Annotated in this window: 15 protein-coding genes and 1 tRNA gene; 10 read left to right on the top strand and 6 right to left on the bottom strand. The window is 56.6% G+C overall.

Features of this window, described 5'->3' with window-relative positions; translation table 11 throughout:
• Positions 1–10 precede the first annotated feature (10 nt).
• The gene (locus ACQE3E_RS11540) at positions 11–1,963 is read right to left on the bottom strand and encodes a transglycosylase SLT domain-containing protein (protein ID WP_427500555.1); all 1,953 of its coding nucleotides are present in this window, start codon (positions 1,961–1,963) and stop codon (positions 11–13) included.
• Positions 1,964–2,008: 45 nt separating this feature from the next.
• On the opposite strand from ACQE3E_RS11540, the gene ACQE3E_RS11545 reads away from it, so the two are divergent.
• Positions 2,009–3,805, top strand: a complete 1,797-nt coding sequence (locus tag ACQE3E_RS11545; RefSeq protein WP_064027657.1) for an ABC transporter ATP-binding protein — start codon at positions 2,009–2,011, stop codon at positions 3,803–3,805.
• Complete coding sequence (locus ACQE3E_RS11550) at positions 3,802–4,635, top strand: PHP domain-containing protein (RefSeq protein ID WP_281023258.1); 834 nt, start codon at positions 3,802–3,804, stop codon at positions 4,633–4,635. Before ACQE3E_RS11545 ends, ACQE3E_RS11550 begins: the two co-directional genes overlap by 4 nt.
• A gap of 2 nt (positions 4,636–4,637) precedes the next feature.
• Here the strand turns inward: ACQE3E_RS11550 and ACQE3E_RS11555 are convergent, their stop codons facing one another.
• The 5 genes from ACQE3E_RS11555 to ACQE3E_RS11575 form a co-directional block, all read right to left on the bottom strand.
• Positions 4,638–6,779, bottom strand: coding sequence for a putative bifunctional diguanylate cyclase/phosphodiesterase (locus ACQE3E_RS11555; protein WP_313727867.1), 2,142 nt, complete (start codon positions 6,777–6,779; stop codon positions 4,638–4,640).
• Positions 6,776–9,502, bottom strand: a complete 2,727-nt coding sequence (locus tag ACQE3E_RS11560; RefSeq protein ID WP_427500556.1) for an ATP-binding protein — start codon at positions 9,500–9,502, stop codon at positions 6,776–6,778. The genes ACQE3E_RS11555 and ACQE3E_RS11560 overlap by 4 nt, the downstream gene beginning before the upstream one ends.
• Before the next feature lie 780 nt (positions 9,503–10,282).
• Positions 10,283–10,801, bottom strand: a complete 519-nt coding sequence (locus ACQE3E_RS11565) for a hypothetical protein (RefSeq protein ID WP_427500557.1) — start codon at positions 10,799–10,801, stop codon at positions 10,283–10,285.
• 156 nt (positions 10,802–10,957) lie between these two features.
• Positions 10,958–11,584: a class I SAM-dependent DNA methyltransferase gene (locus ACQE3E_RS11570; protein WP_427500558.1), complete on the bottom strand. Its 627-nt coding sequence runs from the start codon at positions 11,582–11,584 to the stop codon at positions 10,958–10,960.
• A 431-nt stretch (positions 11,585–12,015) separates the two neighbouring features.
• A tRNA-Ser gene (locus tag ACQE3E_RS11575) sits at positions 12,016–12,103 on the bottom strand.
• 283 nt (positions 12,104–12,386) lie between these two features.
• Between ACQE3E_RS11575 and ACQE3E_RS11580 the strand changes: the two genes are divergently transcribed.
• From ACQE3E_RS11580 to ACQE3E_RS11615, 8 genes are all read left to right on the top strand, one after another.
• Positions 12,387–12,809 (top strand): response regulator, encoded by a 423-nt coding sequence (locus tag ACQE3E_RS11580; protein ID WP_064027645.1) that lies wholly within the window; start codon positions 12,387–12,389, stop codon positions 12,807–12,809.
• Positions 12,810–12,839: 30 nt separating this feature from the next.
• Complete coding sequence (locus tag ACQE3E_RS11585) at positions 12,840–14,870, top strand: two-component system response regulator (RefSeq protein ID WP_064027643.1); 2,031 nt, start codon at positions 12,840–12,842, stop codon at positions 14,868–14,870.
• A gap of 46 nt (positions 14,871–14,916) precedes the next feature.
• Complete coding sequence (locus tag ACQE3E_RS11590; protein WP_427500559.1) at positions 14,917–17,853, top strand: TonB-dependent receptor; 2,937 nt, start codon at positions 14,917–14,919, stop codon at positions 17,851–17,853.
• Positions 17,853–18,386 carry a YfiR family protein gene (locus ACQE3E_RS11595; RefSeq protein WP_427500560.1) on the top strand — a complete coding sequence of 178 codons (534 nt, stop codon included), beginning with the start codon at positions 17,853–17,855 and terminating at the stop codon, positions 18,384–18,386. Before ACQE3E_RS11590 ends, ACQE3E_RS11595 begins: the two co-directional genes overlap by 1 nt.
• A gap of 5 nt (positions 18,387–18,391) precedes the next feature.
• Positions 18,392–21,856 carry a response regulator gene (locus ACQE3E_RS11600; protein WP_427500561.1) on the top strand — a complete coding sequence of 1,155 codons (3,465 nt, stop codon included), beginning with the start codon at positions 18,392–18,394 and terminating at the stop codon, positions 21,854–21,856.
• A gap of 200 nt (positions 21,857–22,056) precedes the next feature.
• Positions 22,057–23,058 (top strand): cytochrome-c peroxidase, encoded by a 1,002-nt coding sequence (locus tag ACQE3E_RS11605; RefSeq protein WP_313727863.1) that lies wholly within the window; start codon positions 22,057–22,059, stop codon positions 23,056–23,058.
• Between the two features lie 546 nt (positions 23,059–23,604).
• Positions 23,605–24,087 (top strand): low molecular weight protein-tyrosine-phosphatase, encoded by a 483-nt coding sequence (locus ACQE3E_RS11610; protein WP_064027631.1) that lies wholly within the window; start codon positions 23,605–23,607, stop codon positions 24,085–24,087.
• 20 nt (positions 24,088–24,107) lie between these two features.
• On the top strand, positions 24,108–24,827 hold the full coding sequence (locus tag ACQE3E_RS11615; RefSeq protein WP_168030872.1) for a dienelactone hydrolase family protein: 720 nt from the start codon (positions 24,108–24,110) through the stop codon (positions 24,825–24,827).
• Positions 24,828–24,874: the final 47 nt, after the last annotated feature.

Here is a 24,874-nt window from a genome sequence, read left to right on the forward strand (position 1 = left end):
GCCCTAAATTTCATCCAGGCCTCACGTCACGCATCAAATCCTCCGAACGTGGTGTCTCGGCGTTCAGGCGTTCCCGATAGATCAGACTATACATCAACACCGATGCCACGTAGCCGCGGGTCTCCTTGTAGGGGATGGTCTCCACCCAAATATCGGCCGGCAGCGGTTTATCGCTCGGCAGCCAGCGCTTCACTCGATTAGCGCCGGCGTTGTACGCCGCGGCGGCCAGAGCCGGGTGGCGATCGAAGCGATCCAGCAACTGCTTGAAGTGCCAGGCGCCGAATTGGATGTTAGTCTCCGGTTTAAGCAGGTCGTTTCCGCCGTTCCAGGGTTCCCCCAGGTTTTTCGCAATTTCCTGGCCGGTGTTCGGCATGATTTGCATCAAACCCTTCGCCCCGGCCGGCGAGTCGGCCTGCGGGTCGAAGGCGCTTTCCTGGCGGATCAGCCCGAAGATCAGCGCCGGCGCCAATTGGCGGGCGCCGGCGGCTTGCCTCACACTGTCGGCGTAAGCGATGGGGAAGCGCAGTCCAATGTCGTCCCATTCGTTAGCCTTGGCGACCGTGGCGATCGCTTGCGCCGACCAGCCCCAGCGCTGCGCCAACTTGGCGGCGGCCGCCAAGCGCGGTTTATCGAGTTTGGCGATGGCGAAGCCCCATTGCCGCTTAGCTTCCAATGGTCGGTCCAAGGCTAAAAACTCGGAAACTTCCAAAAATTCCGAGCGCGATTGCAAGTCTTCCAGCTCCGACTCCGGAACGGCCAGCGGCTTGTCGACCAGCTTCACCGTCCGTCCGAGCTTGCCGGCCGCCAGAAAACCGTAGTAACTGCGATGTTCGGCAATTTGCCGGTAAAGGCTCAAGGCCGGTTCGCGCAGTCCGGATAGTTCTTGGCTGCGCGCCAACCAATATTGCCATTTGTCCTGGTTTCGTTCTTCGTTGTTCAATCGAGACAATGCCAGATCGACCTCCGGCCAGGACTGGTGTTGCAACGCGGCACGCACCCGCCATTCGCGGATCGAGTCGTCGCTATCGTCTAGCGCCGCCAATCGGGCATAGGCGCGGCGGTCGCGTTGCGTAGCCAGCGCCAACCCGATTTGTTTTTCCACTCGCTGGCTGGATTCGGCCGGAATCGGCAAGCCCGCTTTTTCGCGATCCCAGAACATCAGCGCGGCGTCCAGGTCTTGTTCGAGCCAAAGCACCGTGGCGAAAACCAAACACTCGGCCCTGGTTTCGGCCGGATATTCGCGCCAGGCCGCTATATTGGCGAGGCGCTCGGGGTGGCGTTGCAAGTCTAGCCATAGATTCGCCAGCCTGAGTTCGTCTTCCGCGAATGCCGGTAGCAAGCGCTGAGCCAGCCCGGTATTGCCTCGTTTCAGAGCCGCCTTGAAGCGCAGCCACAGCAGGTCTCGGTTGAAATAAGGCGAGGCCTGGTACGTCGAAAACAAGCTTATGCAGGGTTCCGCCGGCTCGCCGCCGCTCAGCCAAAGCGGTCTGGCTATTCCAAACGCTTCGTCGGTCCGGCCGGACTGTAAATAGGCCACGCCGGCGTAGCATTGCAGTTCGGGGTCTTCACCGCCGCGGTATTGGCTTAATAACTCCGACCAGCGTTGCCGCTTGCCAAGTTGTATCAGCCATTTGGTGCGTAATGGCGCCGCATAGCGGGTATTGGCATAAGTGTCGAGAAATCGACGTACGGCCTGATCGTCGTCCAGATGCGATTTAGCCCAAAGGTAGCGCAAATAAGGCAGTAACGGATAATCGGTCAATTCGGCGCTCAGCCGTTGATAATCGCCAAGCCGATTCTCGGCGACAGCGCGTTCGGCTTGCAGGAAAGCCGTGCGCTGGGACGAAGCGGGCTGAGCGGCGATGCAACAACCGGCCGCCGTCAGCCAGAGGACGGTACCCAATGTCCTTAGAAATCGCGAAAAGCCGCGCGGAAATAACAAGTGTTCAGTAAAGATCGCCACGCTATTATAATTTGCTATTAAGCCACCGGATTTAGTCATATTCCCTTGAACGCACCCCAAGCCGTAACACCTCAGGAGTATTCCTGGCATTATATCTATCGCATCGCACTGCAACACAAAAAGCAATTGGTGACCGGTCATATCATCGCCTTGCTGGCGACGGTCGCCAGCGTACCGGTGCCGCTGTTGATGCCGCTGCTAGTGGATGAAGTGCTATTACATCATCCCGGTACGGTACTCAATACTCTGGACCCATTGATTCCAACAGAGTGGCGGGTGCCGATTTTCTACATCGGCGTGATCTTGCTGGTCAGCTTGTTGATGCGACTGTTCGCGTTGGTATTGAACATTATTCAAACCCGGCAATTTTCCAATATCGCCAAGGATGTGATTTTTCGGATACGTGAGGGCTTGGTCGGCCATTTGCAGCGAGTGTCGATGTCGGAATACGAGAGCCTGGGCAGCGGTACGGTCAGCGCCCACATGGTGACCGACCTGGATACGCTGGATACTTTTATCGGCACGACCATTAGCAAGTTGTTGGTGGCGGTATTGACAGTATTCGGCACCGCGTTGATTTTACTGTGGATGCACTGGCAGTTGGGCTTGTTCATCATCTTTTTGAACCCGCTGGTGATCTACCTAGCCAAGGCTATCGGCTCGAAGGTGAAGGATCTGAAAGCGAACGAAAACAAAGCCTATGCGGTGTTTCAGCAAGCCTTGAGCGAAACCTTGGATGCGATACACCAGATACGCGCCAGCAACCGAGAGGCGCATTATTGCCGGCAGTTGGTCGCCAGTGCCGAGGCGGTTAAGAACCACTCGACGGTATTCGCCTGGAAAAGCGATGCGGCGATTCGCCTTAGCTTTCTGACATTTTTGTTCGGCTTCGATATTTTTCGCGCCACCGCGATGCTGATGGTGCTGTATTCCAACCTCAGTATTGGCGAAATGCTGGCCGTGTTTGGCTACCTGTGGTTCATGATGGCGCCGGTGCAGGAGATTTTGAGCATACAGCAATCGTTTTACGCCGCGAAGGCGGCTTTGGCACGGGTTAACCAATTGACCCACTTGCAGCGGGAGCCCGATTATCCGCACGCCGAGAATCCGTTTGTCGGCCGGAAAACGGTATCGGTCGGCGTGCGCGATTTACACTTCAGCTACCGCGACGAGCCGGTTTTGAACGGCATCAACCTCGACATACCGGCCGGCGAGAAAATCGCATTGGTCGGTGCCAGCGGCGGCGGCAAATCCACGTTGGCGCAGACTTTGATCGGCTTGTATCCGCCCGGCCGAGGAATGATTTACTTTGACGGCGTTCCGCTGAATCGGATTGGTTTGGATGTGGTGCGCGAGCATGTCGCCACGGTATTACAGCATCCGGCCTTGCTCAACGATACGATAAGGGCCAATCTGACCTTGGGCCGCGACGTCGCCGATAGCGACCTGTGGCGGGCCTTATCGATGGCGCAACTGGCGGACGCGGTGCGCGAGCAGCCGCTTGGCCTGCACACCGTGGTCGGTCGACAAGGCATGCGTTTGTCCGGCGGACAACGCCAGCGTCTGGCCATTGCCCGGATGATCGTCAGTAATCCGGCGGTCGTCATTCTGGACGAGGCCACCTCGGCGCTGGATACCGAGACGGAATTCAAGTTGCATCAAGCTTTAGCGGAGTTTTTGGAGGGCCGCACCACACTGATTATCGCTCACCGGCTGAGTGCGGTAAAACAAGCCGACCACGTATACGTCTTCGAGCAGGGCAAAATCTGCGAGCAGGGTAAGCACGATGTCTTGATTCAGCAAAACGGGTTGTACGCCAAGCTTTACGGCGACTACCAATGAGCGCCGCCATCTACGATTTGCATAGTCACTCCAATGCTTCGGATGGCGTATTGACGCCGGGCCAGTTAGTACGCCGGGCGCATGCCCGCGGCGTTACCGCCTTGGCGTTGACCGATCACGATACGACAGCCGGTTTGGCCGAGGCGCGGGTTGTCGCGGCGGAATTGGGCCTGCGCTTGATTCCAGGTATCGAATTGTCGGCCAGTTTCGAAAGCCATTGTTTGCACGTGGTCGGATTGAATATCGATCCAAGCCACCCAGTGCTGGTCGACGGTGTTGCCAGACAGCAGGATTTGCGTGTCGAGCGGGCTAGGAAAATCGCCGACAAATTGGCTAGAAAAGGTATAGACGGTGCTTTTCAGGCCGTCGCCCGCGCGGCGCGCGGCGGCGAAATTACCCGCTTGCATTTCGCCGATTTTTTGGTCGGGGTAGGCCGCGCCAGGACTCAACAGGACGCTTTCGACCTTTACTTGAGCAAGGGCAAACCGGCCTATGTCGCCACGCAATGGGCCGGATTAGCCGAAGTTATCGGTTGGATAAACGCCGCCGGCGGTTTGGCGGTACTGGCGCACCCGTTGCGCTACAAATTGAGCAATAAATGGATCAATAAAGCGTTGGCGGCATTCAAAGTGGCGGGCGGGCAGGGTGTCGAAGTGGTCACCGGGCGGGCCAGCGGCGACGATATTCGCTTCAGTCAAGAATTGGCCACCAAGCATCAGTTACGCGCGTCGGTCGGTTCCGATTTTCATGCCCCCGAAAACCAATACTTGGAACTGGGCCGCTTGGCGCCGCTGCCGGTCGGCTCCCAGCCGATTTGGGAATTGTTCTAGGGTTATCGCCCGCTGTTGGACAGTGTCGTTTGGTTGAAATGGGCGACGAAATCGAAGAACTCGTCGGCCGGGGCCGGCTTGTGATACAAAAAGCCCTGGGCAATATGGCAACCGCCGGCCATCAGAAATTCGGCCTGCGCTTGATTCTCGACGCCCTCGGCAATCACATCCAGGCTTAAGGCCCGGGCTAGCGCCAATATCGCGGTTGTAATGGCTACGTCGTCTTCGTTATCCGGCAAGTCGCGGACGAAGCAGCGGTCGATTTTCAATTCCGATATCGGCAATTTTTTCAAATACGACAACGACGAATAGCCGGTGCCGAAGTCATCGATGCTGGTCTTCACCCCCAACGCGCGCAATTCGCGTAACGTGACCAGCGCTTCATCGACATGGTCGAGCAACATGCTTTCGGTCAATTCCAGTTTCAAGCATTCCGGTGCGATGCCGGCCTGGGTCAAGGCGTTGCGGACATGGCCGACAAAGCCCGGTTGATGCAATTGGTTGGCCGAGACGTTAGCGGATATCACCATGGCCGGACTGATGCCGCGATCTTGCCATTCGCGGATTTGCAGGCACACCGTTTCCAGCACCCAATTGCTGATAGGCACGATCAGCCCGGATTCTTCGGCGATGGGAATGAACTGCGACGGCGCGACCAGTGCCAGATCCGGATGGCGCCAACGGATCAAGGCTTCGCCGCCAACCACGCGCTGACGATGCATATCGACCTTGGCTTGATAAAACAGCAGCAATTCGTCTCGGTCCAGCGCCCGCCGCAAGCTGTTTTCCATGGCCAGTTTCTGGAACGCGACCGCATTCAACGATTTGCTGAAATATTGATAGGTGTTTTGGCCTTGTTCGCGGGCATGGTGCATCGCGAACTCGCCGTTTTTAATGTAAGCGTCTTCGTCGCTACCGTCGCCCGGATAAACCGCGATGCCGATGTTGATGCCCAGGAATAACTCGATCGCGTCGATTTGGAAGGCGGGTTCCAGGGTTCTGAGAATTTGGCGGGCCACGCGCACGCCGGTTTGATCGTCGTCGGCGTGTTTAAGCAATATCGTGAACTCGTTTCCGCCTAAACGCGACACGGTGGATTCGCCGCCAAAGGCGCCTCCCGCCTTGCCGTGGCTGTCGCGGACTTCGGCGACCAAGCGGTCGGCAAACATTTTCAAGACGTGATCGCCGGCTCTTGGGCCTAATGTTTCATTGATGCGGCTGAAGCGGTCTATGCAAACGAACAAGGTCGTAATCCGGCTATTTTGATGATTGCATTGCGCCATCGCCTCGGCCAGAATTTCCCGAAATAGTGCCCGGTTCGGCAGTCCGGTCAACGGGTCGTAGTACGATAAAAATCTGACTCTTTCCTCGATATGGCGGCGCTCGGTAATGTCTTGCAGCGTGCCTTGTATCCGGGTCGCCGATTCGCCGTCGACGATCAATTCGCCCTGGATGTGAACGATACGCTCCCCGCCGTCGCGGTGGACAACCGGGAGGTCGAGCCGAAATTGGCGGCGATTTTTCAAGCACAGGTCGATGGCCTGCCGCAAGATCCCCACTTCGCTGGGATGCACCGCCGCGTACAAGTCTTGACAACTAGCCTGAAAGTGCTCGGGAGAGACGCCAAGTAAATTGAACACTTCGCGCGACCAGATCATTTTGTCGGTATCGACCCACCATTCCCAACTACCCAGCTGGGCGATTTTCTGCGCCTTACGCAGTTCCGCCTCGCTTTTGGCGAGTTGAGCCAAAGCAGCGGAGGACCGCAGCAGATAACGCAAACGGTGCGGGAGGGTGGCCCAGCTGATGGGTTTAGCGACGAAATCGGTGGCGCCAAGCTGAAACGCGCGATTGACCGACTCCAGATCGTCGACGCCGGTCAGCATGACGATCGGCAGCAAGCGTTTTTCAGGCTGGGCGCGAATGCTTTGCAGGCAGTCGAAGCCGCTAATGCCGGGCATCATCACGTCTAACAACACCAGATCGGGTTGGTCTGCCGCCAAACGCTCCAAACCGGTTTCGCCGTCGCTGGCGCCGATCACCGCGAAGCCCTCCCGGTCCAGGATGTTCGTCAACATCAGACGTATCATGTCGTCGTCGTCGATGACCAATATCAGACTACGGGAGGATGGCGGGGAGGTCATTCGGGATCCGGATTAGCAAGCTTTGCAAGCACTCGTTTATAGCTGTTTTGCAAGGTCAGGGCAAGCCGGTCGTCGAAATCCAGCGTATTGTCGCGGGCCGCATGCTCGATGGCTTTCGCTTGTTCGGACAAGCCTCGCGCGCCGATATTCGCGGCCGCCGACTTCAACGCGTGCGCGGCGAAACGCACGGCTTGGGGGTTTTGCTCGCGTAGTCCGGTGGCGATTAAGTCGATTTGTTCGAGCGCATTCTGACGGAACAGATCGACGACTTCCGTGACCAACTGATCGCCGCCGATCTGCCGTAAAGTATCCAGCGCGCTGTTGTCCAATTTATCCGGGTCCTTGTCGATGGGCGAACGGGGCGGCGACTCGTTGTTGCCGGAATTCGGTAGAAAGCGGCCAATTTTACTCGCCAGGGCTTGCTGTAAAAACGGCTTGCTGACGTAGTCGTCCATGCCGGCGTCCAGACATTTTTGCTGATCGCCCTCCATGGCGTTGGCGGTTAGCGCGATAATCGGAATTCGGGCGCCGCCTTGTTGGCGTTCACTGTCTCGAATCAGTCTGGCGGCCGAATAGCCGTCCATCTCCGGCATCATACAGTCCATCAAGATTAAGTCTATCGGTTCGGATTCGTAAATGTGCAGCGCGGACTTGCCGTTATCGGCAATTCTGACCCGATATCCCAATTGATCGAGCATGGCCTTGGCGACTTTTTGATTGACCGGATTATCCTCCGCCAACAATATTCGCCGACGATCGCAACGGATCGCCACCAAGTCGGCGATGCTGGGTTTACCGTTTACTCCACGCAACAATACTTCCCTGAGCGCTTGGCGTTGAATGGGCTGGTATAAAACCGGCCAGTCCGGCGGCGGTCGTTTCGGGTCGGGGCCGCTAGCGCCACTGATTTCGACGGCGCGAATCGAGGCGAGGCGCGGTAAGGTTTGCAGGCGTTCATTCAACACGCCGACGTCCAAGATCACCGCATCGAACAAAATGAAATCGTAATAGATGCCGGATTTTGCGCCCTCTTCCAACCGTAGGAGGGCAGATGCCTCGTTCGCTGCGAGCTTGAAATGCACGCCAAGTTCGGAGAGTTCCAAGCACAAGCATTCTACGTCCAGCTGGCCGTTGGCAACCACCAGTGCGCGTCGTCCCCGCAAAATCGGGTCGACGTTGACCGGCGGCAGGAGAGCGCCGGCCGGGGCGAGCGGCAAATAGACCGTGAACTGCGAGCCGACGCCCAACTGGCTGCGCACTTCGATCCGCCCGTCCATCAAACTGGACAATTCCTTGCAGATGGCCAATCCCAGGCCGGTACCGCCGTATTTGCGGGTGGTCGATCCGTCGGCTTGGTTGAAGGGCTTGAACAGTTTAGGCAAGATTTCTTCGGCGATACCGATGCCGCTATCGACAACCCGAAACACCAAGGGTAGCCGCCGTTCCGGTGCGGCCGGATCGGCTTCCGCCGCCGAGACGTACAAACCCACCGAGCCGCGTTCGGTGAATTTGATGGCATTCGATAACAAGTTAGTCAGAATTTGCCGCAAACGGTGCGGATCGCCTCGGACCGCGTCGGCGACGCTGGCGTCGATTCTGCAATCCAGCTCGATATGCTTGGCGCGCGCCCGTTCCCAGAACAACGCCGACAGTTGCTCGATGAGTTCGTAGAGGCTGAAATCGATGGTTTCCAGTTGCAATTTGCCGGCTTCGATTTTCGAAAAATCGAGAATATCGTTAATAATGGTCAATAGCGATTCCGCGGAGCTGAATACGGTTTCCGCATATTGGCGTTGAGTGTCGTCCAGCCGGGTTCCCAACAATAATTCGGTCATGCCCAATACACCGTTCATCGGCGTGCGGATTTCGTGGCTCATCGTCGCTAGAAACTGTGACTTGGCGACGTTGGCGGCCTGCGCCTCCGCGACGGCTCGGCGCAAGTCGACGGTACGCAGATCGACTTGCCTTTCTAGATTTTCGCGTTGCTTGGCCAACTCGGCGTCCCGTTGTTGCAGGCGTTCTATCATCGAATTGAAGCTGGCGACCAATTGGCCGACCTCGTCGTCTCCGCCGCCGCCGGCCCGCACCATGTAGTCGTTATCTTGCGAAACCTTGCGTGCCAACGACGACAAGACGGTTAGCGGCGCGGCGATCGATTTGGCCAAATTACGGCCGAATAACACCGCGAGCACCACCGCGGTCAGCAACGCGCCGAACAGTTGCGCCATATTGATTAACACCGTCCGCCACATCGGCCGTAAATCGACGGCCATTCGCAGATGTCCGATGATTTCGGGACCCTCGCCGCTAACCGGGTATATCAAGACCTGTTCGGTCAGTCGCCAGCCGTTGCTCGAGTTTTCCAAGCGCGCGTCGCTCAAGTCGCGCGGGACATCCGGCGTTGTATCGCTTGAGGGATATTGCGCGAACAACAAGCCTTCCCTGCTATAGAGTTGCGCGGACAAAATCTCCGGTTTACCGCGCAAGGTCGCCAGCACGCCGTTCGCGGTCTTGACGTCGTCGAACAACAGCGCGGCGCTAGCACTAAATCCCACCATCGTGCTCAATGAACGGGTTTCGGTTTCCAAACGGCTCCGCTCCTGATGAATTTGCGTCAGACTGGTGATCGGCAACGTAAACAGCAAGGCCAGCGCCACGGTCAGCTCCTGCAAATACAAAAGCTTTTGCTTCATCGGCAAATCGGGCAGTTTGCGTCGCGCCATGGTCCGCCAAGCCTCCTCGTGGAATTAAGCCGGTCAACCGTCGCCGAATAGGCGTTCGTCACATACTCTATCGTTTTGGTTAGGCTGTCCTAGGCCTTGCTCGCGACTCTTTCACGGGTCTTAGCACGGCGTATGTTAGTCTAAAGATTACCAATATAGCTTTATTTTGTGAATCCGCCAGCAAAACGGCGGATGGTGCCCGATAGCGCGATCCGCGTAGCATGAGGGCTAGGCGTTCCAGCAACGGCCCCGCTTGCACAAGCACAAACGAATCGAGCCGTTCGCGCGATGGTATTTTGTCGGATTCTCGGTAATGCTCGCCGTTTCGGAGGGGATTTGGGTTGGCGCTGTCGCGGGTGTCGAGATCCAGACGCGAGGTATGGGTCGCAACGTGCCCGCCATGGCTCTGAATGCAGAACTCGCAAAACAGCGTTGCTCAAATCGGACAAACAACAACTAATCCTGACTTTGCGCCTAGCGGATAATACGTTGAAAAGCCACGGCGAGCGCTGACCATAGCAGCTGCCACGTAAAGAGTGGTATGCCGAATGGGGTAGGCGGTAAGCTAGGCGACTTAAAATAAACTACGACTTTTTGCTTGCGCAGGCGTTTGTTGAATCAATTTCCGCGGTATCGGACCGACAGATTCGCCGGTTTCCAGGATACGTGTCGGCCCGCGCTACCGCGGCCATAGCCTTACTGGCGAGCTTGCCCGCTCGTGCTATCGCGAGGCGTAATAACCAGGAACATAGGGTAGGACTCCGTCCGAACGCTTTGTCGTCATGCGGGCGATCCAGCAGGTAGTGCGCTTATTTCCCTGGTGCGAGCAAACGTTTCCTGGACGATCAGCGCATCGCTACTGGCGCGATGGCGTTGTAACGCCAGCGTCTCTATCACTTCGTGCTTGATCTCGCTCCAGATCGCCATCTGGCTTTCCTTCAAAATGTTTTCCAACGGACTTAAATAAAAACTGGGTTGAGCATGGGCGTCGTAATACAGTCTGGAAAGCCAGGGTTTGTCGACGACCCAACCGTCGCTATACACTACGCGGTTACCGAGAAAGGCGTTTAACTCGCCAACCACCACCTGGATCGGCTTGCCGTGCGCCAACAGCAGCTCACGGCTAAGGCCGTGAACTCGTTCGGCTTCGCCGTCCCAAAACCGCCAGCTTTGAGCCGGTTTGATTAAAGCGCAACATTTTTGACCGTCGGCCAAGACGACCCCGACTTCAATGGGATAGCTGTCGACACCAAACCCTGAGGCTTCAAAATCGATCACGTTGGGTCTACGGTTTTCCAACTCGATATTCCTTAGTTTTCGCCAAATGCCTAAGACTAGCCGAGTTTTTGCGTTTGGTAGAGGACCTTAGGCAAGCCGAAACCCACCTGAATCGGATTTCGATGCAAAAAATAAAAACCAACACCCTGGATCTCGTCGGGCCGGTCGCCGGTGGGTTCAGTCCAATCGGCGCGCGGTCAGCGCCAACCAAGGTTGCTCGTGGCGGGGCTTGCCCGGCGGTCGGTAGTAGTGATCGAGGATCTCGAATCGGGCCGCGGCCAAAAACGTTCGGCTCGCGTCAATTTCCATGAAATGGCCGTAACGTTGTCCGGACCAACCTTCACCGTTGCCGCGAGGATTGGAGATAAACAAGACCCCAGCGGATCTTAGTGCGGCATGTAACTGGTCTAGCACGCGCGGCAACTCGCGGCTAGGTATATGAAACAGCGAGGCGTTGGCGAAAATGCCATCGAAACCCTGAGTCGGCAAATCCAGACTTAGAAAATTTTGCCGCAATACCGGACAGCCACTGTGAGCGCGCGCCATCTCGCAAAATCTCGCGCTACCGTCCAGTCCGACCGGTCTGTGGCCTAAGGTTTTAAAATAGAACAGATCCCGGCCTGGCCCACATCCAAGATCCAAAATATCCAGCGCTCGATCTCCCGGTAACGCCCGTAAAAATGCCGCATAATTCTGGCTGACGTCATGATCCTTGGTGCCTTCCCAAAACGATTCGGCATTGAGGTCGTAATGATTCAAAGTGGCGGCTTCGATTTCGGTCAGTTGTTCGCTGTCGGTTTCCATGAAGTTTGCTCTGCAATCGAAGGTTGTCAGTATCGCGTGAAGTCGCCGGCTCGCCAAATGTAAGGTCTATCCAGCAACGTTGTTCAGCCAGATGTTACCAGCGTAAGGAGTCTCCGAAACTCTTCTATTCCTCGAAATCCGGCTGCGGTCGTTAGCTCATCCACCGCTTGGGTACGACGAGGCTAAAACTGATTATGCTCTAAGCGAAGACCATGGCACATAAGCCATCCGGCGGTGTGCGGACGGGCCTCGAACCTGGGCCGGCACGCAAACTAATCGAAAGCTTCGGATTGGGGAGCCGACATCTTGAAAAGGATTTAGGAATCGGCGAGCTTATCCGATGGTAAAACTAAGACAGGCTCGAACTGGAAATTCAAACAATAAAAAAGGCCTTGATAAACTGGAGTTTATCAAGGCCTTAAAATATTCGGTGGCGGAGAGAAAGGGATTCGAACCCTTGATACGTTGCCGTATACACACTTTCCAGGCGTGCGCCTTCGACCGCTCGGCCATCTCTCCAGGTGTGAATCAGTCGGAAGAAACATGCTAAGGTTGTTCAACCCCTCGGCGATAGCCGGAAGGCTTTTTTTAAAAAACGGTGACTGATTTATCCTTGGTAGGATACTCGATACACCCAGCAAATGCAAGGTGGATCGAGGTGAGCGCGGGTTCGACAGGGCTGCGAGGCAAGCGTTGATGTTTGTCTCGAATCAAACTGCGGAACCGGCTTGTGCCGATTCGGCAATCAGTAGGCCATTGAATTCACTAAAGACATTATTTCAGCCGTTGGGAGGCGGCGTCCATGCCTGACACTTATAGCGCCGGCGACAAATCCAGGATTTTGATCGTCGACGATGTTCACGAGAACTTGCACACCCTATTGAACATACTCCGCGGCGAGTATGCGATTCTGGCGGCAACCTCCGGCGAGAAAGCCTTGGAGATCGCCCAGCGCCAACCCGTGCCGGATTTGATTCTGCTGGACGTGGTGATGCCGGAAATGGATGGCTACCAGGTGTTGGAATGCTTGCAGGCCTCGGACGCCACTGCCGACATCCCGGTGATCTTCGTAACCGCCGCATCGGAGTCGGGCGACGAAGCCAAGGGATTTCAGATGGGTGCGGCGGATTATTTGACCAAGCCGGTCGTGCCGGAAACCTTGCTGGCCAGAGTCCGAACCCACTTGGCCCTAGCCGCCTATCGTAAACGCTATGGCCGACTATAATTGGCTTCACTGCCCGAGTCTTACGAATTCATGAGTAAAAATGCCAATTTTGTCAGCAAGTCCCGACCAACCATTTTGGTTGTCGACGATTTACCGGAGAACATTCATGGTCTGCTGGAAGCCTTGAAGGGCGACTACGGCATACTGGTTGCCACCGATGGCCAAAAAGCTCTGGACTTGGTATTCGGCCCCACCCCGCCGGATTTATTGTTGCTGGACGTGATGATGCCGGGCATGGACGGTTATGAAGTCTGCCAGCGTATCAAGGAAAATCCAGCCACCGAAGCGATTCCGATTTTGTTCGTGTCGGTGGTTGACGCCGCGATCGAAAAAATCCGCGGCTTTTCGTTGGGGGCTGGGGACTACATCACCAAACCCTTCGATATCGACGAAGTTCGCGCCAGAGTCAAAACGCACCTGGAACTGAGTCGCCTGCGGCGCGCGCTGGAAGGTCGCCTGCACCGGCTCAACGAGTATACTCGGGCAACCGATGCCGCCAACATCGTCTCGCGTACCGACGCGGCCGGCGTGATCACCTTCGTCAACGATGCCTTTGTCGATACCTACGGTTACAGCCGCGACGAAGTCATCGGAAAAACCCATAAACTCATTGCCGATCCGGATACGCCATGCAGTTTGTTTCGGGAAATGTGGCAGACCATCGCCGGCGGTGATGTTTGGCGCGGGATTTATTGCAATCGCCGCAAGAATGGCGACACGGTTTACATCAACAATACCATCGTACCGGTAGTCGGTGCCGACGGCCGTCCCAGCGAATACATGTCTTGCAGCGTGGACGTCACTTGCTTGATACACCAGGAAGAACTGATCCGCGAACAAGCCACCGACAAATTGACCGGACTGCCCAACCGCGTCAAATTGATGCAGGACTTGGAAGCCGCCAGCCGTCCTTTGCTCGGCATGATCAATATCGACCAATTCAAGGCCATCAATGACTTTTACGGCTTGGCCAACGGCGACAAGGTTTTATTGGAAATCGGCCGACGTTTGGACCGGATGGGCGGCGGCTGGGTCGAAGCCTACCGCATTGGCGGCGATTTGTTCGCGATGCTGGCGGTTGGCGACGATTGCACGCTGGAGCAGTTCGCGTCCTTGATAGCCCGCATCATGCGGCACTTGGAGGAAGAACCGGTCGATTGCGACGAGGACCGTATTTTCATTCAAGTCACTGCCGGGATTTGCCAGGGTACCGACAACTGTTATACCCATGCCGCGCTGGCGTTGGCCAGGGCCAGGGCCGAACAACGCGATTACCTGATCTACGATGAGGAAATGGAGGTCAAATCGCATTACCGCGACAACATCCGCTGGAGCCAAAAGATTCGCTCGGCGTTAGCCAGCGGCCGGATCGTGCCCTACTACCAGCCCATCGTCGACAATGCCACCGGCCGGATTGTCGAATACGAAGCCTTGATGCGGATGATAGACGAGGACGGCACGGTGATTCCACCTACCTTTCTCGGCGTGGCCAAACGCTCCCGCCAATATACGGCGCTGACCAAAACCATGGTCAACAAAGTGATCGAGGCCTTGCCCCATTGTAGCGGTTTGATGGCGCTGAATTTAACCGTCGAAGACATCATCGACGCCGATACCGCCGCGTTTCTGTACGATCGCCTGTCGCCGCCGGAGGTTGGGCCGCGCATCGTCTTGGAAATCACCGAGACCGAAGGTATCGAAAATTACGGCGAGATCGCCGAGTTTATTGAAAAGCTGAAGGCCCGAGGTTGCCGTTTCGCGATCGACGATTTCGGCAGCGGCTATTCCAATTTCGCGCATTTGTTACGGCTGAAGATCGATTATTTAAAAATCGACGGTTCCATCATCATGAACATCATCGATAGCCGCGATTCGCAAGCGATCGCTCACGTCATCGTCGATGCGGCGCGGCGCCTGGGGATGAAGACGATCGCTGAATTCGTCGGCAGTCCGCGTATCCAGGCCAAGGTCAAGGAACTGGGTATCGATTATTCCCAGGGCTATTACATTGGCCAGCCCTCGCCGGTGGCGGCCGCCAGCTATACCGAATCGGACGCGTGAAGGCATGCCGGACCAAAGCTCAGCTCCGTTCAAATGGCTTCGGTCGATGCCAGCGCAGGCTGGCCGGCTGGCCGGTATCGGCCTGTTGAGCGTGGCGTGGTGGCTGCCGGCTCGGGCCGACCCCAGCATGGCGACGCTACGCGGGCGGGTCGAAATGCCCGGCTTAGCCGATCAAGCGGGCGCCCAAATCATCGTCACCCATTTGGATCGCGGCTTTTCGACCCGCACCGTGTCGCGCGAGGGCGGCAGCTATGTGTTGATGGCATTGCGGCCCGGCCGCTATTCGTTGAAAGTATTGGCGCCGGATGGCCGCAGCATCGAGCAGGCGCTGACCTTGCAAGTCGGACAGGCCATGACGCTGGACTTGGCGGTCGGTGCCGAAGCCGGCACCGAATCCGCTTCAACCGCATCGGAAATCCGCAACCCGGAGCTGGCGACCTACCTGACGCCGGAACAAATGCAACGCTTGCCGCAGATCAACCGCAACTTCCTGAACTACGCCGATCTGGCGCCCGGCGTCAACGTGGTAACCGATCAGGACGGCAGTACCCGCTTGCAAAGCGGCGGTCAGCGTCCGGACAGCGTCAATCTCTATATCGACGGCGTCAGCCAAAAAAATTACGTGGTGCGCGGCGGCGTGGCCGGCCAGGATTCCAGTCGAGGGAACGTGTTTCCGGAATCGGCGGTCGCCGAATACAAAGTGATCAGTCAAAACTACAAAGCCGAGTTCGATCAAGCCAGCGGCGCGGTGATTTCGGTGCAGACCAAATCCGGCGGCAATCAGTTTCACGGCGAGACCTTTTACGACCACACCAATCAAGATTTGCGCGCCGCCACGCCCAGCGAAACGCTGAACGGACGCTACGACAATATGCAGGCCCAATACGGCGTGACCTTGAGCGGACCGATCGCCCGCGACGTGGCGCATTTTTTCGTCGCTTACGAGCGCAAACAAAACGACGATTTCGCCGGCGTGCGCACCGCGGACGGTGGGGCGCTGCCGGCCCGCTACCAATCCCTGCTCGGCGAGGCGAATCGGCCGTTCGAAGCCGATCTGTTCTTCGCCAAGCTGGATTGGGCGCTGGACGAGCGCAACTCGCTAGAGGCCTCGTTTAAATTGCGCGACGAAACGCAAATACTGGGTATCGGCGGCGGCAATGCCGAACCGAACGCGCTGGACAAGGGCAACGCCGAAAAACGCCTGGACTTCAAGTATCAATACACCGCCGAACACTGGGTTAACGAAGCGCGCTTCACCTACGAGGATAGCCATTGGCGGCAACAGCCGGCGCATTTGAATGCCGGACAGTTGCTACAGCGTTTGGATGGTAGCCTAAGCGGCGGTAATTTAAGCAGCGTCACGGTCCTGAACGGCGGCGGCGCCGGTAACTTTCAAGACAAAGGCCAACGCGGTCCTGGCTTGCAAGACGATTTGACCTTCAGCGGCTTGAATTGGCACGGTTCGCACGTCGTCAAAGTCGGCGCAAAGCTGAAGTACATCGAATTGAACGCACTGGAACGCGATCCCTACAATCCTCAATTCAGCTACAACCTGAACAACCCGGACGGGACGCCCTACCGGGTCACTTGGGCCGCGCCGATGGCCGGATTGGGCGACGGCAACGGCGCGACATCGACCGACGTCAGTCAAGTCGGACTCTATCTGCAAGACGACTGGGAATTGAATCGACATCTAAGTTTAAGTTTGGGCGCGCGCTGGGATTACGAATACAACCCCGGCTACTTGAATTTCGTCACGCCGACAGGCGTGGCGAGCGCGTTGCGCGACTGGAGCAATATCGCCGGCGGCCGCGGCGGCTACAATCTTGAGGATTATCTCAGCAACGGCCATAACCGCCGAGCCGACGCCGACAACATCGCGCCGCGCCTGGGTTTTGCCTACGACTTCGACGGCGATCAGCGCCACGTCGTGTTCGGCGGTTATGGGAGAGCCTACGACCGCAACATTTACGACGTGTTGCAGTTGGAGCGCACTAAAGGCAGTTACCCGTCGTTCAGCGTGGCGTTTCAAGGCGATCCGAACTACGATTGCGGCGCGGCGGCCGACTGCATCGCCTGGGATCCGGCCTATTTGAATTACAACGGCGAGCAACTCAGCTCATTGACCGGCGCCACCCCGGCCAACCGGGAAATCAACTTAATGCGCAACAACCTGAAAACGCCGTTCGCCGATCAATTCAGCCTTGGCATCCGCAACCGTATCGGCGATTGGTATACCGAACTGGCGGTGTCGCACGTGCATAGCTACGATGGTTTGGTGGGCGTGCTGGGCGGACGTAATGCCGACGGCAGCTTTTACCGGGCCGGCAGCGACCTTGGCGGTACTTTTCAAGCGGTTCCGGGCTACGGTCAGTTGATCCTGTTCGACAACGGCGTGCAAACCAAAACCAATTCGGTGTATTTAAAAGCCGAGAAGCCTTACGTCAAGGAAAGCGGTTGGGGGGCTAGTTTTGCTTATACCTATACCGACTCTCAGGAAAACAAGCCGCAATCCTTCGTGGATAACAGCAGCTATTTATTTGAAAAGCCGGATACTCACAGCGTCGGTTGGCTCGATACCTCTGGAGTACGCGCCCATAAAATCGTAACCACCGCAAGCGTCGATTTACCGTGGGATGTGGTCTTCGCCGCCAAATTGACGCTGGCCACGCCCGAAACCCGCTACGGCATCAATTGCACCAGCGGTGCCTGCCGTTTCGATACCTACACGCCGCGTGGTTACGACTTTATTTTTCCCGGCGAATGGTGGGGCTATCGGCAATTCGATATTGCGTTAATCAAAAATTTCGACACTCCGCGAGATACGCGATTTAAGTTACGTTTGGACGTCTTGAACTTGTTCGACTTCAAAAATTACGGCGCTTTTAATAGCAACTTCGCCTCGACCGACTTCGGCGCGCCGACGTCGATTTTGGCCGGTCCGCCGCTGACGCTGAAATTGACGGCGCGGCTGGAGTTCTAATGCGCGCTGCCCGCATTTCGGCGATCCGTTATCGCCTTATCGCCTTGTGGGCGATGTGTTGGTTGGCTTGGCCGGTGGCGGCGGATAGTGCCGACGCGAAAATCAAGGCCGGATATTTGTTTAATTTCACCCGACTGGTCGAATGGCCGACGCCCGGCGACGAACCCTTGCATGTTTGCGTGGTCGGCGCCGACGCGGTGGTCGAACAACTCGGCGAATTGGCCAGCCGCGATAGTAAGGGTAGAGCCTTGCAAATCTGGTCCGGAACCGAGGAGTTGCAGATATGCCAATTGCTGTACATCGATGGGGATTCGGCGATGTTGCCGGGACTGTTACAGCAAACGAAGAGCAGGGCGGTGTTGACCGTCAGCGACCAACATGGATTCGCGGCGCGCGGCGGCGGGATAGGCTTTTACCGCGAACAAGATCAGATTAAAGTCGAAATCAACCCCCAAACGGTCGCCGGCGCTCAACTCAAGGTTAATGCCTTGTTGATGGAAATTGCCCGTATCGTCGTTCCCTCCAAACCTTGAAAACCATGCCGGTCCGCTCACTCGACGTCAATATCAAAACTAAATTGGTGCTGATTATCTTGGTAACCAGCCTGGTCGCGCTGTTACTGGCCGGAACCGGTTTCGTCGTGCACGAGCGCATGCGTCTGAAAGAAGATATGGCCAAGGACTTGCAGTCGTTGGCGCGGATTGTGTCCGGCCGCAGCACCGTCGCCTTGTCCTTCGGGGATCCGGGCGTCGCCGAAGCCAATCTTAGCGCGTTGGGCGTCAAGCCCGCGGTGGTGTCCGCCTGTATTTACAACGCCGAGGGCGGCTTATTCGCCGAATATCGGCGGGGCGAATCTTGTCCGGCCTCGTGGCCGGCGCGGCAACAGGTCGGACTGGCGGTTTTCGGTGAGCAATTTTGTCGAATGGCCGAGGATATCGAATTGGACGGTCAGCATGTCGGACGGGTGTTGATCGTGGCCAGTTTGGCGGAACTGAATAATCTCTGGCGGGGTTCGTTGATCGCGGCATCGCTAATCGTGGTATTGGCGGGTGCCATCGCATTTTTGATGGCTTCGCGCTTGCAGAGGGTGATCTCGGCGCCGTTGGTTAAGCTAAAAAAAACCGTCGAGACCATCAACCGCAGTCAGGATTACACGCTGCGCGCCGAGCGCCACAGCAACGACGAACTCGGCGCATTGATTTCAGCGTTTAACACCATGATCGCGACGATCGAAAACCGCGATCGCCAGTTGGCGGAAAGCCGCCATCAACTGGCGGCGGTCAATGAGGACCTGGAACGCCGAGTGGCGGCGCGGACCGCCGAGTTAGCCGAAACCAACGTCAAACTGGCGCACAACGGCGCGATATTGACGACAGTGCTGGACAGCATGTCGCAAGGCTTGATTGCCTTCGACGCCAATTTGAAATTGCTGGTGTGGAACAAGCAATTGGCTCTCGTGCGCGGCTATCCGGAAGAATTGTTGCAAACCGGCCGCGATCACAGCGATTTCGAACGTTTTGATTTACATGACGATGCCTTGCGTTACGCCGAAACCAAGGCCGAGTTGCGCGAAGCCCTGGAAAGAATCAGTCGCTTTCAACCACACCGCTACGTGTGGACGCGGGCCGACGGCAAGGTGTTGGAAATCAGCGGCGGGCCGATTTCCGACGGTGGTTTCGTCAGTACCTACGAAGACGTCACGTTACGCAAACAATACGAAACCGCGCTGAAGGAAGCTCGCGATGCGGCCGAATCGGCCACTCAAACCAAAAGTCAGTTTCTTGCCAATATGTCGCACGAGATCCGCACGCCGATGAACGGCGTGCTGGGCATGCTGCATCTTGCGCTGCAAACCGAACTCAGCGCGTCGCAGCGCAACTATTTGGCCAAAGCATATAGCTCGGCTAGGGCCTTGTTAGGCATCCTTAACGACATTCTGGATTTTTCCAAGATCGAGGCCGGTAAACTGACGTTGGAGCAAGCCGAATTCCGATTCGATGCGGTCGTCGATCAATTGGCCGATGTCATCGGGTATCAAGCCGGCTTAAAAAATATCGAGTTTTTGATTCGGCACGACCCGGAAATTCCGTCGCTGTTAATCGGCGATCCGTTGCGTCTTGGGCAGGTGTTGACCAATTTGTGTAGCAACGCGTTGAAATTTACCGAGCGCGGCGAATTGGAACTGGCGTTTCACGGCCGCGTCGTCGCGCCGACCGAAATGGAACTGCTGGTCACGGTGCGGGATACCGGCATCGGCATGTCGCGAACCGACCGCGATAAATTGTTCACCGAATTTACTCAGGCCGACCAAGGCACTAGTCGGCGCTTTGGCGGTACCGGCTTGGGACTGGCCATTTCCAAGAAACTGGTGGAAATGATGCGTGGCCGAATCTGGATCGATTGGTCGGAGCCGGGTCTGGGGACGACGTTTTGCTTTACCGCGCGTTTGGGTATTGTCGGTGACGGCGCGCTGCGGCCGCAATCGCTGGAGGACAAGGTTGGCCGGCTGTTGGCCGACGTCTGGGTGTTGGTGGTGGACGACAACGAAGCGTCGCGGGAAATCATTGCCGATATGCTCAGGCCGTTCGGCGTACGCATAGGGGTTGCCGCCAGCGGTGCCGAAGCCTTGACCGAATTGCGCCAAGCGACCGCAACTCAATCCTACGAACTGGTGTTGGTGGACTGGCACATGCCTGGCATGAACGGCGATGAAGTGGTGGAACAAATGCGCGCCGACCCTCGCTTGGCCGGGCTTAAGGCGATCATGGTCACCGCTTACGGCAACGAGGACGTCATGCGCCTGGCGGACAAGGTCGGCATCGACGGTTTCTTGATCAAACCTGTCTCGCCGTCGTCTTTGCTGGATGCCATCCTGTCGGCCTTGGGACGTGGCCGTATCCAGGGCATGGCCGACAAATTCAAGCCGCGCCTGACAGGTGGCGTGGAAACCGGACCATTACACGGTCGCCGCATCTTGCTGGTTGAGGATAACGAAATCAACCGTGAGTTTGCCGGCGAATTATTGCGCGGACACGGCCTGGAGGTAGACGAGGCAGTGAATGGCGAGGAGGCGGTGCGGAAAGTCTGTCAGACAGCTTACGACGCGGTGTTAATGGATATTCAGATGCCGGTGCTGGACGGCTTGGAAGCGGTACGGCAAATCCGGTCGCTAACCCAAGCCGACGGCGCCGACCGCTTCGGTGCGATGCCGATTATCGCGATGACGGCGCACGCCATGGCGCAAGACGTCGAAAAAAGTCTGCAAGCCGGCATGAACGACCATATCACCAAACCGATCGATCCCGAGCGTTTGCTGGCTTCGTTGACCACCTGGATCGCCGGCACCGGGAGCCAGACTCCCCCAGCCTCGGCAACGGCTAGCGTCGCATACCCGGCGGATCTGCAGTGTTTACGTCATATCGATGTCGCGCAGGGCATTCGGCGCATCGGCGGCAATTCGGAGGCTTATCGGCGGCAATTGCTGCGATTTTTAGCGCATTACGCCGACTCGGTGACAGAACTGCGTGCTTCGATCGAAGCGGGGCGTTTCGAAGAAGCGGAAGCGCATTGCCACGCGCTGAAAGGCGTCAGCGGCAACCTGGGCGCGCAAGCCTTGTTCGAAGCGGCCTCCTCTGTTGACGCGGTGTTAAAGCAAAGCCACCCGCCGGCCGAAGCGCAACTCGCCGATTTGGAGCAATGCTTGGCGCGGATTATCCTCGAATTGACCGATTTGGCGGCGAAACAGCCGGAAAACGTGGTGGAGCCGAAACCCGTCGTCAATACCCAGGAAGTCGCCAAGGCCGCCGAGCGTTTGGCGAGGATCTTGGACACCGATCTTGGCGCGGTAGAATCGGCGCTCGCGGAGCTGCGGGCGCTGGCGGCAGGGGGGGGATGGCAGGCGGAACTTGACGCGATCGCCAAATCAATCGATCGCTTTGCAATCGACGAAGCCCAGCTACAATTAGCGCGGTTGCGCGATGGCTTGCAGCCGGAAAACCCATGAAGATGTCGAGCTACCACGGATAGGCGGGGAATGGAGAACATTCAGTACTCTAAAACACGAACTCCTCTGTCTTTTTTCAACTTCAAGCATGGGCCAAGCCGTAGCAGTGGCGACCGTGCATTTAGATTTACCTGCCGCGCGGCAATATCTTACAATTCGGCAGCCTTGAGCTAACAATAATTACTTTTAGGAGGATGGTTATGTTAAAAATTCGTTTGCTGGTCGCCGCGTTGGCGATGACCGGTTCCTTGTCCGCATCAGGCGCGGAATCCTTGCCGGCCAGCGCTCCGGCACCGGAAAACAATCCCACCACAGCCGAAAAAGTCTCGTTGGGAAAAATGCTTTACCACGATCCGCGATTGTCGTCGACCGGCACCGTGGCTTGCGCCTCTTGCCACAACACCATGCTGGGCGGCGAAGATAATCGACCCAACTCGATGGGCGTGAACGGTCAAACCGGTGGACGTAGCGCGCCGACGGTCTGGAATGCGGCTTTCAACGCAGTGCAATTTTGGGATGGCCGCGCGGCCAGCCTGGAAGAGCAAGCCGCCGGTCCAGTCACCAACCCGATTGAAATGGGCATGAAAAGCTGGGACGACGTGGTAGCTCGCCTGAAAACCATCGAAGGCTACCAAGATGCGTTCGAAAAAGCCTTCGGCAAGGACTCGATCAGTAAGGATAATGCGACCAAGGCTATCGCGGCTTACGAACGTACGCTAATTACGCCTAACAGTGCTTACGACAAATATGTCGAAGGCGATACCAACGCCATGACCGAACAACAAGTACGCGGCATGAAAAAAGCCGTCGAAATCGGTTGCACCAGTTGCCACAGCGGTCCAGCCTTTAACGGTGCCGGCATGTTCCAAAAATTCCCAGTGAATTCCAACGGATATTTCGAAGCGCAATACCATTTCCAAAAAGATTTGGGCCGCGCCGAAGTCACCAAAAGCGATGCGGACAAGCATTTCTGGAAAGTGCCTACGTTACGGAATGTCGCTCTGACCGCACCGTATTTTCACAACGGCTCCGTGAAAACCTTGGACAGAGCCGTATGGTTGATGGCAAAACTGCAATTGAATAAGGAATTGTCCGACGCCGAAGTAGCAGACATCGTCGCATTTTTGAACGCACTGAGCGGCGAATTTCCGACACAAAGCATGCCGCATCTCCCCGGCACGCCAGGCAAGGCTTTCAACTAATCCGCACTGTAAGCCAAACAAGGGGCCGGAAGGCCCCTTTTTTATTGTCACCGACGATGGTCCTTGCCTCAGCAAAAGCACCACGCCAACTAAAGTCTCCGACGAATACTATCAGCTCAAATGCCGCGGCTGATTGGTCTATTGTGCGATTTTTATAGCGATGGTGGCGTTTTATCCTAAAAAGGGCAGTTGGCGTGTATTGCGGGCCGTTCGTGCTGAGCAACGTCGAAGCATGGACGGCTCGCAATACACTCACCAAACGGGTGAATGAAAAATCCCGCGCGCCCTTCGACAAGCTCAGGACGAACGGGATTTTTCATCGCCAAACTGCTCTTTTTAGGTTTATGGAGCAAGCACAGGGAACGAGTAGGCTCTTCCCCGAGCGAGCGTATCGGTTGAGGGTTCTTGTCGACCAAAGGCCGCATCTCTACCCTAAAATCCCGCCGGACGACTAAAATAGGCGCGCTAGCTTTGTTGTCAAAGACTCAAGGTTGGCGATTCTAGAAGCGATCTTGCAGCGATTAATTTAGTAAGTAATTGACCTATATGAATAAAATTAAAGTACTCTTTGTCTGCATGGGCAATATTTGCCGCTCGCCGACGGCGGAAGGCGTGTTTTCCAATTTGATCGAAAGTCAAAATTTGGCCGATCGCTTTCAGATCGATTCCGCTGGCACGCATGCCTATCACGTCGGCGACGCGCCGGATTTACGCGCGCAAAAAGCCGCTCGCGATCGCGGCGTGGAATTGAAACACCTGCGCGCACGCAAGGTATCGGCAGCGGATTTTGCCCATTTCGACCATATTTTGGCGATGGATAGCGAAAACCGGGAGAGTCTGACCGAGCTTTGTCCGCCTGATCATCGGCATAAAATCCGTTTGTTTTTGGAGTATGCGCCGCATCTACTGGAGCATGAGGTCCCCGATCCGTACTATGGCGGCAGTTACGGCTTCGAACGGGTATTGGATTTGGTCGAACAAGCCTCCGAAGCCTTTCTGGAGTCCCTGCGTCAGACCGGTCGTTTGTAACCATCCAAAGGAGTTAGGACATGGCCATAGTGGCAAACACGGTTGCTTATCTGGATCAAGAGACCTTGCTGGAAGGGTATTTCGCGTACGACGACGCGGTTAACGGCCAGCGCCCGCTGGTGTTGATTCATCACGCTTGGGGTGGGCGGGACGAATTTGTCGCCGGCAAGGCTCGAAAATTGGCGGAATTGGGCTACTTGGGGTTTGCGGTCGATATGTACGGAAAAGGCGTGTTAGGCAGTGGCCCGGATGAAAATGCCAAGTTGATGCAGCCGTTCATGGCGAATCGCGCCTTGTTGCAGCGTAGGACGCTGGCGGCGCTGGCGGCGGCCAAATTATTGCCGTGGGCCGATAATCGTAAAATCGCGGCGATCGGCTTTTGCTTCGGCGGTTTGTGCGCGTTGGATTTAGCCAGGACCGGCGCCGATATTCAAGGCGTGGTGGCCTTCCACGGTCTATTCTCGCCGCCCGCCAACATTCCGGAGCCCATGATAAAAGCCAAGGTTTTGGCCTTGCACGGTCATGACGATCCAATGGTGCCGATGGAGCAGGTTATCGCGCTGCAAGCCGAATTAACCAAAGCCGGTGCCGATTGGCAACTGCATAGCTACGGTCACACCCTGCACGCGTTTACCAACCCGGTGGCCAATAATCCGGGGTTCGGTACGGTGTACCAGCCGCTCGCCGACCGGCGTTCCTGGCAAGCGATGCAAAACTTTTTGGCGGAGATTTTTGCCTGACGTGGCTGGGGGGCGTTTGCTATAATTGCCGGCTTTACAAACCTGTC

The sequence above is a fragment of the Methylomonas sp. MED-D genome, from assembly GCF_050276835.1.
Lineage (GTDB): Bacteria > Pseudomonadota > Gammaproteobacteria > Methylococcales > Methylomonadaceae > Methylomonas > Methylomonas koyamae_A.

Excerpts from the sequence above, each read along its gene's own strand:
- ACQE3E_RS11550 (WP_281023258.1), top strand. The coding sequence starts at position 3,802 with ATGAGCGCCGCCATCTACGATTTGCATAGTCACTCCAATGCTTCGGAT.
- ACQE3E_RS11555 (WP_313727867.1), bottom strand. The coding sequence starts at position 6,779 with ATGACCTCCCCGCCATCCTCCCGTAGTCTGATATTGGTCATCGACGAC.
- ACQE3E_RS11560 (WP_427500556.1), bottom strand. The coding sequence starts at position 9,502 with ATGGCGCGACGCAAACTGCCCGATTTGCCGATGAAGCAAAAGCTTTTG.
- ACQE3E_RS11570 (WP_427500558.1), bottom strand. The coding sequence starts at position 11,584 with ATGGAAACCGACAGCGAACAACTGACCGAAATCGAAGCCGCCACTTTG.
- ACQE3E_RS11580 (WP_064027645.1), top strand. The coding sequence starts at position 12,387 with ATGCCTGACACTTATAGCGCCGGCGACAAATCCAGGATTTTGATCGTC.
- ACQE3E_RS11585 (WP_064027643.1), top strand. The coding sequence starts at position 12,840 with ATGAGTAAAAATGCCAATTTTGTCAGCAAGTCCCGACCAACCATTTTG.
- ACQE3E_RS11590 (WP_427500559.1), top strand. The coding sequence starts at position 14,917 with ATGCCAGCGCAGGCTGGCCGGCTGGCCGGTATCGGCCTGTTGAGCGTG.
- ACQE3E_RS11595 (WP_427500560.1), top strand. The coding sequence starts at position 17,853 with ATGCGCGCTGCCCGCATTTCGGCGATCCGTTATCGCCTTATCGCCTTG.
- ACQE3E_RS11600 (WP_427500561.1), top strand. The coding sequence starts at position 18,392 with ATGCCGGTCCGCTCACTCGACGTCAATATCAAAACTAAATTGGTGCTG.
- ACQE3E_RS11605 (WP_313727863.1), top strand. The coding sequence starts at position 22,057 with ATGTTAAAAATTCGTTTGCTGGTCGCCGCGTTGGCGATGACCGGTTCC.
- ACQE3E_RS11610 (WP_064027631.1), top strand. The coding sequence starts at position 23,605 with ATGAATAAAATTAAAGTACTCTTTGTCTGCATGGGCAATATTTGCCGC.
- ACQE3E_RS11615 (WP_168030872.1), top strand. The coding sequence starts at position 24,108 with ATGGCCATAGTGGCAAACACGGTTGCTTATCTGGATCAAGAGACCTTG.